Genomic DNA, 10118 nt, shown 5'->3' with positions numbered 1-10118 from the left:
AAACGCTCGGCGCCAATCTTGGTCAGCGCGGCGGTCAGCGTGGTCTTGCCATGGTCGACGTGACCGATGGTGCCAACGTTCACGTGCGGCTTGGTGCGCTCAAACTTACCCTTGGACATTTCGAGGTACCCGGTAGGATTCAAGGTGGAGGGTGGTGCTCATGACTGGAATCGAACCAGCGACCTCTTCCTTACCAAGGAAGTGCTCTACCGACTGAGCTACATGAGCGAATTCGTTATCTGTTGCGGTGCTGCTTCAATCCAATGGAGCGGGAGACGGGAATCGAACCCGCATGATCAGCTTGGAAGGCTGAGGTTCTACCATTGAACTACTCCCGCCCTGCGATGGCTCCCGTTGCCGGGCGTCACTGCGAAAGCTGGTGGAGGGAGGTGGATTCGAACCACCGAAGGCGTGAGCCAGCAGATTTACAGTCTGCCCCCGTTGGCCGCTTGGGTATCCCTCCAGCTAGGGAGCCCGCAATTTTCAGGGTCGCGAAAGGAAATGTCAACGACCTTTTCGCATTCGCGGCCCCGGATCAGACGTTGAAGCGGAAATGCAGCACGTCGCCTTCCTGGACGATGTACTCCTTGCCCTCGAGCCGCAGGCGGCCGGCGTCGCGCGCCCCGGCCTCGCCCCGGCACCTGATGAAATCGTCGAAGGCGATGGTCTCGGCCCGGATGAAGCCCTTCTCGAAGTCGGTGTGGATCACGGCCGCGGCCTGGGGCGCGGTGGCGCCCTTGTGGACCTGCCAGGCGCGGACCTCCTTCACGCCGGCGGTGAAGTAGGTCTGCATGCCCAGCAGGGCGTAGCCGGCCCGGATCACGCGGTTCAGGCCCGGCTCGGCCAGGCCCATCTCGGCCAGGAACTCGGCCCGGTCGGCGTCCTCGAGCTGGGACATCTCCTCCTCGATGGCGGCGCTGACCGGCACCACCTGGGCGCCCTCCTTCTCGGCCCGGCCCCGGACCTGGTCCAACATCGGGTTGTCGTCGAAGCCGTCCTCGAGCACGTTGGCCACGTACATCACGGGCTTGAGCGTCAGCAGGAACAGGTCGCGGACCACGGCCTTGTCCTCGGCCGACAGGCCCAGGGCGCGGGCCGGCTGGCCCTGGTCGAGCCCGGCGCGCAGGCGCGCGAGAACGCCTTTCCGGACGATGGCGTCCTTATTGCCGGTCTTGGCCTCCCGTTCGGCGCGGTTCAGCGCTTTGTCGACGGACTCCAGGTCGGCCAGGGCGAGCTCGAGGTCGATCGTCTCGATGTCGGCGATCGGGTCTACCTTGCCGGCCACGTGGACGATGTCGGTGTGCTCGAAGCAGCGCACCACGTGGGCGATGGCATCCACCTCGCGGATGTGGGCCAGGAACTTGTTGCCCAGGCCCTCGCCCTTGGAGGCACCGGCGACCAGGCCGGCGATGTCCACGAACTCGAACGAGGTCGGGATGATCTTCTGCGGCTTGACGATCTCGGCCAGCTGGGCCAGGCGCGGATCCGGCACCGGCACCACGCCGGTGTTGGGCTCGATGGTGCAGAACGGGAAGTTGGCCGCGGCGATGCCGGCCTTGGTCAGCGCATTGAAGAGGGTGGACTTGCCGACGTTCGGCAGGCCGACGATGCCGCATTTGATGCCCATGGTGCTGTCTTCCGGTTCGCGAATGTCCAGGCGCCAGCCGTCCGGGGACGGCTGGCGGCTGGCGACTCAGGGTTTGGGGGTGTGCAGGCGCTTCATGGCCTCGGGGAACTCCCCGTTCACGGCCAGGGGCATCACCGCCAGGGCGTCGTCGATGGCGCGCAGGATGCTGGCCTCGTCGTCCTTGCCGGGCTTGCCCAGCACCCAGGGGGTGACCTTGTCCTTGTGGCCGGGATGGCCGATGCCCAGGCGCAGGCGATGGAACTTGCCGTGCCCGAGGTGCTGCATGGTGTCGCGGATGCCGTTCTGGCCGCCATGGCCGCCGTCGAACTTGAGCCGGGCCAGGCCGGGGGCCAGGTCCAGGTCGTCGTGTGCCAGCAGGGCCTGTTCGGGCTCGATCTTGAAATAGCGCAGCGCCGCGGCAACCGAGCGGCCGGAGGCGTTCATGAAGGTGGCCGGGCGGAGCAGCCAGACGCTGCGGCCGGCGATCTCGGCCTTGGCGGTCTCGCCGTGCAGCTTGGATTCCAGCCCGAAGCGCGCCCCGGCCTGCGCGGCGAGGGCGTCCAGAAACCAGAACCCGGCGTTATGCCGGGTCCGGGCGTGTTCGGCGCCGGGGTTGCCCAGGCCGACGATGAGGCGGAGTTCGCTCACTGCAAAGCTGCCCTCTCCCCGGCCCTCTCCCAAGGGGAGAGGGAGGGAAATCTGGGCTTACTTCTTCTTCGGGGCCGCCGGGGCGGCATCCGGCTTGGCGACCTTGGCAGCCGGGACCTCGGCCGATTCCGGGGCAGCGGTGTCTTCGGCCTCGACGCGGGCGTGCTTGGCGATCACGACCGCCAGGTCATGCTCCTTGCCGCCGTGCGCCAGCGCCGGCAGGGTCACGCCCTTGGGCAGCTTGATGTCCGAGAGGTGCACGATGTCGCCCACGGCCAGCTTGGCCAGGTCGATCTCGATGAACTCCGGCAGGTCCTTCGGCAGGCAGCTGACTTCGACTTCGTTGAGCTCGTGGGTGACCACGACGCCCGCCGACTTGCCGGCCGGCGAGGTTTCCTGGTTGACGAAGTGCAGCGGCACCTTGGCGCGCAGGGCTTCGTTCTCGCTCACGCGCAGGAAGTCCAGGTGCAGGATCTGCTGCTTGAACGGATGGCGCTGCATGTCACGCAGCAGGACCTTCTGGACCTTGCCGTCGACGTTCATGTCGAGGATGGCCGAGTAGAACCATTCGTTCTGGCTGGCGATCCAGAGGTGGTTGTGCTCGATCTGGATGCTCTGCGGGTCGGCGTGGCCGCCGTAGACGATGGCCGGCACGTGACCGCTGCGACGGAGGCGGCGGCTCGCACCCTTGCCTTCGTCCTTGCGGCCGGTGGCCGTGATGTTGTGGTTGGTAGCCATGTTGGTGTTGCCTTCTTCAGTGTGATGCGCCTTCCGGCGCGTTCCGCAGTGCCCGCGACCAGGCCCTGCGTCGTTCCCGGGACCGGGAATCGGGGATCGGCACTCGCGAATGCCGATCCCGGATCCCCCGCCCCGCCTTGCCTCAGTCCACGTAAAGCGAACTGACCGACTCGCCGAACGCCACGCGGCGGATGGTTTCCGCCAGCAGCTCGGCGACGCTGAGCTGGCGGATGCGCGGGCAGGCCCGCGCCGCCTCCGACAGCGGGATGGTGTCGGTGACCACCAGCTCGTCGAGCTGCGAATTCGAGACGTTGGCAATCGCCGCGCCCGACAGCACCGGGTGGGTGCAGTAGGCGACGACCTTCTTCGCGCCGTTGGCCTTGAGCGCCGCCGCGGCCGCGCACAGGGTGCCGGCGGTGTCGACGATGTCGTCCACCAGCACGCAGGTCTTGCCCTCGACGTCACCGATGATGTTCATCACGGTGGCGACGTTGGCCTTCGGGCGACGCTTGTCGATGATGGCCAGGTCGGCGTCGTCCAGGCGCTTGGCGATCGCGCGGGCGCGCACCACGCCGCCGACGTCGGGCGAGACCACCACCATGTTGTCGGTGCCCTGGCTGCGCCAGATGTCGGCCAGCAGGATCGGCGAGGCGTAGACGTTGTCGACCGGGATGTCGAAGAAGCCCTGGATCTGGTCGGCGTGCAGGTCGACGGTGAGCACGCGGTCGGTGCCGACGGCGGTGAACATCTTGGCCGCGACCTTGGCCGTGATCGGCACGCGCGAGGAGCGCATGCGGCGGTCCTGGCGGGCGTAGCCGAAGTACGGCACCACGGCGGTGACGCTGGCGACGGACGCGCGCTTGAGCGCGTCGATCAGCACCAGCAGCTCCATGAAGTTCTCGGCGGTCGGCGCGCTGGTGGACTGGATGACGAACACCTCCTGCCGGCGCACGTTTTCCTCGATCTCGACCTGCACTTCGCCGTCGGAGAACTGCCCCACCTGCGCCTTGCCCAGCGGGATGCCGAGCTGGCGGCAGACCGCCAGGGCCAGCGGACGATTGGCGTTTCCGGTGAAGACGAGCAGGTTCTGCTTGCTCATGGGGTATCCGCCTTGTCGTTCGCTGTGGAGGGACCGTGTTGCGTCCGGTGGATGGCTGGGGCGGTAGGATTCGAACCTACGAAATGCCGGGATCAAAACCCGGTGCCTTAGGCCACTTGGCGACGCCCCACCGCTGGATTGTTCCGTTGCCGGCTCAGCGCGACGGCAGCGCCCGATGCAGGGGCGACACCGCGACACCTTCCGCCACCCAGGCGCGCAGGCCCGGGGGCAGGCGCAACCGTGCGGCGTCGGCGTCGGCGCGCGCGCCAAAGCGCGCGAAACAGCCGCCGCCGGTCCCAGTCAGGGCCGCCGGGCCGAGCTGCGCAAGCGCCTGCAGGGCAGCCTCGACGGCTTCCGAGCGGCGACGCAGCACCGGCTCGAAGGCATTGCCGAGCTCGGAGCCAGAAACGAAGTCGGCAATTGTCGCCGGGGCTGCATCCCGCGTCAAATCAGGGGTTTGGAAAAGTTCGGCGGTGGGCACGCTCACGCCCGGATCGACCAGCAGGTAGGCCGCCGGCGGCAGGGCCAGCGGGGTCAACTGCTCGCCCACGCCCTCGGCCCAGGCGCTGCGGCCGCGGACGAACACCGGCACGTCGGCCCCCAGCTGCAAGCCCAGCGCCGCCAGCCGGTCCTCGTCCAGGCCGGCCTGCCAGAGGTGGTTCAGGGCCACCAGCACGGTGGCCGCGTCCGAAGATCCGCCACCGAAACCGCCGCCCAGCGGGATGCGCTTTAGCACCTCGATGTCAGCGCCTTGACTGACGTTAGCCTCTCTTTGCAGCAACCTGGCCGCCCGGACCACCAGGTCATCGGCTTCCGGCACGCCGTAGCCACCGTCCCCGGCGCGCCGGACCAGGCCGTCCGGGCGCAGCCGCAGCCGCACGGTGTCGCCCCAGTCCAGCAGTTGGAACACGGTCTGCAGCCGGTGGTAGCCGTCCGGCCGGCGGCCCACGATGCGCAGGAACAGGTTGAGCTTGGCGGGTGCCGGCCAGTCGCTCCAGGACGCGTCGGGCGTGGTCACCGCGCACCCCAGGCATCCACGACCAGGCGTACGCTGGCGTCCTCGCCCTGGCGCGCGAAGATGCGGCGCGGCCGGGCCGGATCAGCCGCGTCCCACTCGCGGTACTCGACTTGCCAGCCCCGCTGGGAGATCAGCGCCGGCAGGCCGGTCGGGCCGAACTCGATCGTGGCCGCGCCCTCGGCCCGGGCGCCGCGCGCCCAGGCGGCCAGGGCCTGCACCGGCAGCCGCCAGCCGGTCGCTTCGTAAAGCAGGGCTTCGGCGTCGGGGGCGGTGAGCGCGCCCTCCTCCATGCCCTCCAGCGTCGCCAGCCCGCCCTGCTGGCGCAGTCGCCAGCTCTTGCCGGTGACGGGCGCCGCCAGCCGGATCTCGAAATCCTCGCCCTGCTGGCGCCACTCGAGGCGGCCGCTGCCGCCCTCGCCGTTCGCGCTCACGGCCAGCCGGCCGGACAGCTGCCAGGCCGGGTCGGCGGCCAACCGGGCCTCGCGCTCCGCCTGCGCCGCAAGCAGCACCGCGTCCGCTTCGCGCACCGGCGCCGGCACGCAGGCGGCCAGTGCCGACGCGCAGAGCAGCACCACGCCCAGTCGTTTCATGGCTTGAAGGTCTCCAGCGCGCGCCGCAGCGCGCGGTTGTCGGGATCGATCGCGGCGCCCTCGCGCCAGACGCGACGCGCCTCGTCGCGCTGCCCCAGGGTCCACAGCACTTCGCCCAGGTGGGCCGCGATCTCGGGATCGCGCAGCTTCGCCCAGGCCTGGCGCAGCAAAGCCAAGGATTCCTGGCGCTCGCCCAGCCGGAACCGCACCCAACCCAGGCTGTCGAGGATCGGCGCGGAATCGGGCAGCAGCGCGTGCGCGCGCTCGATGTAGGGCAAGGCCTCGGCGTACTTGCCGCGCCGCTCGGCCAGCGTGTAGCCGTAGGCGTTGAGCGCCTGCGCGTCGGCCGGGTCCTCGTCGAGGATGGCGCGCAGGTCGGCCAACGCGGCGTCCACGTCGTCGCCGCGCTCGAGCAGCATCGCCCGCGCATACAGCAGCACCGGGTCGCCTTCGAAAACCGCCAGGCCGCGGTCGAGCGCGAGGCGGGCCTCGGCGGCGCGTCCATCGCGCTCAAGGATGTCCGCCTCGACCAGGTAGCTGTCGCGCACGCGCTCGCCATCGGCACTGGTGTCGGACTGCAGGTCCTTGAGCCGCTCGATGGCGCGCGCGGGATCACCGCGGCGATCGTGCAGCCGCGCCAGCCGCAGCAGGGCCAGGTCGCTGCCGGCGCCGCGGGGCACGCCCTGGTACCAGCGTTCGGCCTCGCCGAAGAGGTCCAGCGCCTCGGCAACATGACCCAGCAGCAGACGGCGCGGGGGTGGCGGCACCGCGCCGGCCGCCTTGAGCTCGGCGTAAAGCTGCTGCAGTGCGGCGCGGTCCTCGGCCAACACCAGCCAGGCGGCGCGCTGCCCCCGCGACGCTTCGTCCTGGACGCCCTCGCCCAGCACGTCGGCGGCGCCGCGCAGGTCGCCCTGGCGGGCGAACTCGCTGGCGGCCACGCGCCGCAGCTCGGGCAGGATGGCGCCGGAATCGCGCAGCGCGACCAGGCGCTCGCGCGCCGCGGCGGCATCGCCGGATTCCCGAAGCCGCGCGATCTCGAGCAGGCGGGCCCGCGGATCATCCGGGAATCGGGCCATGCCCTGCTCGATGATGCGCTCCGACAACGGCCGGTCCTTGAGCCGCCGGGCCACGCCGGCCCAGCGCAGCCAGGCTGCCAGCCGATCGGGCAGCGCCTGTTGCTCGAACAGCTCCCGGGTGACGGCACGGGCGATCACGCTGGCATCGCCGCGGGATTCCGACAGCACGCGCAGGAGCGTGTCGAAGCCCGGGCCATCCAGCGCCAGCAATGCCCGCGAGGCGTCCATGGCATCCTCCTGGTCGCCCTGCGACAGCGCCAGGCGGACCGTCGCCCCGTGCATGCCGACGGCGCCGGGGTCCAGGGCGCGCCAGCGATCCAGGGCCCGCCGGGCGAGCCCGGGCTGCTCGCCGACCAGCGCGACCTGGGTCGCGCGCTCGGCCACGGCCGGGTCCGCGGACGCCCGGGCCGCCGCCAGGAAATGCCGGGCCGCCGCCGGCAGGTCGCCCTGCTGCAGCGCGAACTCGCCGGCCATCACCTCGCCGATCGGTGGCGGCGAAGCGACCGCGAACGGCGCCGCGAGCAGCAGGGCCAACAGCGAAAGAAGGAAACGATGGCGCCGGTTCATGGGGTCTGCGCGGCCTGGGGCTAGAATACGGGCCGGAATCCACAACGAGAGCCCAGCCCGCGAAAGCTTAGCGCACCGCGCCCTAACGCTGGCCCCCTGACATGCCCCTGCTCGCCCTAGGCCTGAACCACCAGACTGCGCCGCTCTCGCTGCGCGAGCGGGTCGCGCTCGACGCGGGCCAGCTGCCGGGCGCGCTGGCCGGGCTGTCGGCGGTGCCGGGCGTCGAGGAAGCGGCGTTGCTTTCCACCTGCAACCGCACCGAGGTCTACGCGCAGGTCAGCGCCGGCAGCGAAGGTGCGGTCGCCGAGTGGCTGGCGCGGCACCACGGGCTGGAGCCCGACACCCTGGCGTCCTACCTGTACGAGCACCGCGACGAACAGGCCGTGCGGCACCTGTTCCGCGTCGCCACCGGCCTTGACTCGCTGGTGCTGGGCGAACCCCAGATCCTGGGCCAGGTGAAGGAAGCCTGGCAGGCCGCGCGCCAGCACCACGCGCTGCGCACGCCGCTGGACCGCCTGTTCCAGCAGAGCTTCCAGGTCGCGAAACGCGTTCGCACCGACACCCGCATCGGTGCCCACCCGGTGTCGGTGGCCTATGCCGCGGTGCGCCTGGCGCGCCAGGTCTTCAGCGAGCTCGACCGCGCCACCGTGTTGCTGGTGGGCGCCGGCGACACCATCGAGCTTGCCGCGCGGCACCTGGTGGACGCCAAGGCCAAGCGCCTGCTGGTCGCCAACCGAACGCTTGAGCACGCGCAGGCGCTGGCCAGCCGCCACGGCGGCTACGCGTTGCCGCTGACCGAACTCGATCGCCACCTGCCCGAAGCCGACATCGTCATCACCGCCACCGCCAGCCGCGAACCGGTGCTGCGCACCGCGGCGGTGCAGGCCGCGCTCAAGGCCCGCAAGCATCGCCCGATGTTCCTGCTGGACCTGGCCGTGCCGCGCGACATCGAACCCGGCGTGGCGCAACTGCCTGACGTCTACCTCTACACCGTCGACGACCTCGAACAGGTGATCGAGGAAAACCGCGCATCGCGCCGCAGCGCCGCCGACCAGGCCCAGGCCATCATCGACCTGCAGGTCGAACACTTCATGGCCTGGTGGCGCGCGCAGGGCCGACAGGATGCGCTGCGGGCGCTGCGCCAGCAGGGCGAGGTGGCGCGCGAAGACGCCCTCGCCCGCGCCCGCGAGCTGCTGGCCCAGGGCAAGCCGCCCGAGGAAGCGCTGAAGCTGCTGGCGCACCAACTCACCAACAAGCTGCTGCACGGCCCAAGCACCGCCCTGCGCCAGGCCGCGCTCGACGGCGACCTCGACCTGCTGCGCGCCGCCAGCCGACTCTACGACGCCCCCGATGACGCCCAGCCTCCGCCGTAAGCTAGAAGCCCTGGCCGAGCGCCACGAGGAAGTCGGCCGCCTGCTGGCCGACCCGGGCGTGATGGCCGACAACACCGCCTTCCGCAACCTCTCGCGCGAGTATTCGCAGCTGGCGCCGGTCGCCGAAGGCCTGGCCGAATGGCGCCGCGCCCAGCACGACCTGCAGGCCGCCGAATCGATGCGCGCCGACCCGGAGCTGCGCGAACTGGCCGACGAGGAAATCCCGGCGGCCCAGGCGCGGCTGGCCGCGCTCGACGAAACGCTGTCGCTGCTGCTGGTGCCGCGCGACCCGCGCGACGAGGCCAACCTGTTCCTGGAAGTGCGCGCGGGCACCGGCGGCGACGAGGCCGCGATCTTCGCCGGCGACCTGTTCCGCATGTACGCGCGCTACGCCGAGCGCCGCCGCTGGCAGGTCGAGATCGTCTCGGCCAGCGAGGGCGAGCACGGCGGCTACAAGGAAATCGTCGCGCGCATCGAGGGCAAGGGTGCCTACTCGCGGCTGAAGTTCGAATCGGGCACGCATCGCGTGCAGCGCGTGCCGGCGACCGAGTCGCAAGGCCGCATCCACACGTCGGCCGCGACGGTGGCGATCCTGCCCGAGCTCGAGGACATCGACGAGATCGAGATCCGCGACGCCGACCTGAAGATCGACACCTTCCGCGCCTCCGGCGCCGGCGGCCAGCACGTGAACAAGACCGACTCGGCGATCCGCATCACCCACCTGCCCACCGGCGTGGTGGTCGAGTGCCAGGACGAACGCAGCCAGCACAAGAACCGCGCCCGCGCGCTGTCCCTGCTCAAGTCGCGCCTGCTCGACGCCGAACGCAGCAAGCAGAGCGCCGCCCAGGCCCAGGCCCGCCGGCTGCAGGTGGGCAGCGGCGACCGCAGCCAGCGCATCCGCACCTACAACTTCGCGCAGGGCCGGATCACCGACCATCGCGTCGAAGGCTTGACGCTGTATGCCCTGCCGCAGATCCTCGACGGCGACCTGGACGACCTGGTGGACCGCCTGACCCGCGAGCACCAGGCCGACGAACTCAAGCTGCTGACGGAGGCCGCGTGAGCGCCGGAGCCGACTTCATCCCGCTGAACCTCTGCGTGCTGACCGTGTCCGACACGCGCACGGCGGGCGACGACACCTCTGGCGACTACCTGGCCGGCGCGCTGCGCGCCGAAGGCCACGTGCTGCACGAGCGCGCCATCGTCCGCGACGACAAGTACGCGCTTCGCGCGCTGGTGTCGCGCTGGATCGCCGACGAGGCGGTGCACGGCATCCTGGTCACCGGCGGCACCGGCTTCACCGGCCGCGACTCCACGCCCGAGGCGCTGGGCCCGCTGCTGGACAAGGAAATGCCCGGCTTCGGCGAGATGTTCCGCGCGCT

The 10118-nt window shown here is 70.7% G+C and carries 11 protein-coding genes and 4 tRNA genes; 3 read left to right on the top strand and 12 right to left on the bottom strand.

What is annotated here, in order from left to right; translation table 11 throughout:
* The 12 genes from Q0C12_RS13555 to Q0C12_RS13500 form a co-directional block, all read right to left on the bottom strand.
* On the bottom strand, nt 1-119 hold a 119-nt coding region (locus Q0C12_RS13555), incomplete at its 3' end, for a GTP-binding protein (RefSeq protein WP_290891068.1).
* Between the two features lie 33 nt (nt 120-152).
* Nucleotides 153-228 (bottom strand) — tRNA-Thr (locus Q0C12_RS13550).
* Between the two features lie 36 nt (nt 229-264).
* Nucleotides 265-338: transfer RNA gene (locus Q0C12_RS13545), tRNA-Gly, on the bottom strand.
* Between the two features lie 39 nt (nt 339-377).
* Nucleotides 378-463 (bottom strand) — tRNA-Tyr (locus Q0C12_RS13540).
* Between the two features lie 72 nt (nt 464-535).
* Nucleotides 536-1627 (bottom strand): redox-regulated ATPase YchF, encoded by a 1092-nt coding sequence (gene ychF / locus Q0C12_RS13535; protein WP_290891066.1) that lies wholly within the window; start codon nt 1625-1627, stop codon nt 536-538.
* Nucleotides 1628-1693: 66 nt separating this feature from the next.
* Nucleotides 1694-2275 carry an aminoacyl-tRNA hydrolase gene (pth, locus tag Q0C12_RS13530; RefSeq protein WP_290891064.1) on the bottom strand — a complete coding sequence of 194 codons (582 nt, stop codon included), beginning with the start codon at nt 2273-2275 and terminating at the stop codon, nt 1694-1696.
* A gap of 57 nt (nt 2276-2332) precedes the next feature.
* Entirely contained in the window at nt 2333-3013 is a 681-nt protein-coding gene (locus tag Q0C12_RS13525) for a 50S ribosomal protein L25/general stress protein Ctc (RefSeq protein WP_290891062.1), read from the bottom strand.
* A gap of 142 nt (nt 3014-3155) precedes the next feature.
* Nucleotides 3156-4112, bottom strand: a complete 957-nt coding sequence (locus Q0C12_RS13520; protein ID WP_034210472.1) for a ribose-phosphate diphosphokinase — start codon at nt 4110-4112, stop codon at nt 3156-3158.
* A 52-nt stretch (nt 4113-4164) separates the two neighbouring features.
* Nucleotides 4165-4242: transfer RNA gene (locus Q0C12_RS13515), tRNA-Gln, on the bottom strand.
* Nucleotides 4243-4266: 24 nt separating this feature from the next.
* Nucleotides 4267-5130: a 4-(cytidine 5'-diphospho)-2-C-methyl-D-erythritol kinase gene (gene ispE, locus Q0C12_RS13510; protein WP_290891059.1), complete on the bottom strand. Its 864-nt coding sequence runs from the start codon at nt 5128-5130 to the stop codon at nt 4267-4269.
* The gene (gene lolB, locus Q0C12_RS13505) at nt 5127-5720 is read right to left on the bottom strand and encodes a lipoprotein insertase outer membrane protein LolB (RefSeq protein ID WP_290891057.1); all 594 of its coding nucleotides are present in this window, start codon (nt 5718-5720) and stop codon (nt 5127-5129) included. Before lolB ends, ispE begins: the two co-directional genes overlap by 4 nt.
* On the bottom strand, nt 5717-7363 hold the full coding sequence (locus Q0C12_RS13500) for a hypothetical protein (RefSeq protein WP_290891055.1): 1647 nt from the start codon (nt 7361-7363) through the stop codon (nt 5717-5719). The genes lolB and Q0C12_RS13500 overlap by 4 nt, the downstream gene beginning before the upstream one ends.
* Nucleotides 7364-7464: 101 nt before the next feature.
* Here Q0C12_RS13500 and hemA point away from each other — a divergent pair, with 101 nt between their 5' ends.
* The 3 genes from hemA to Q0C12_RS13485 form a co-directional block, all read left to right on the top strand.
* Nucleotides 7465-8736: a glutamyl-tRNA reductase gene (gene hemA, locus Q0C12_RS13495; protein ID WP_290891053.1), complete on the top strand. Its 1272-nt coding sequence runs from the start codon at nt 7465-7467 to the stop codon at nt 8734-8736.
* Nucleotides 8714-9799 (top strand): peptide chain release factor 1, encoded by a 1086-nt coding sequence (gene prfA, locus Q0C12_RS13490; RefSeq protein ID WP_290891051.1) that lies wholly within the window; start codon nt 8714-8716, stop codon nt 9797-9799. The genes hemA and prfA overlap by 23 nt, the downstream gene beginning before the upstream one ends.
* Nucleotides 9796-10118: molybdopterin-binding protein (locus tag Q0C12_RS13485; RefSeq protein ID WP_290891049.1), on the top strand; the 323-nt coding region annotated here is incomplete at its 3' end. The genes prfA and Q0C12_RS13485, both read left to right, overlap by 4 nt.

It is taken from the genome of Arenimonas sp. (genome assembly GCF_022842045.1).
Lineage (GTDB): Bacteria > Pseudomonadota > Gammaproteobacteria > Xanthomonadales > Xanthomonadaceae > Arenimonas.
The sequence above is the reverse complement of the archived record's forward strand: the minus strand, read 5'-3'. Positions and strand labels throughout refer to the sequence as shown.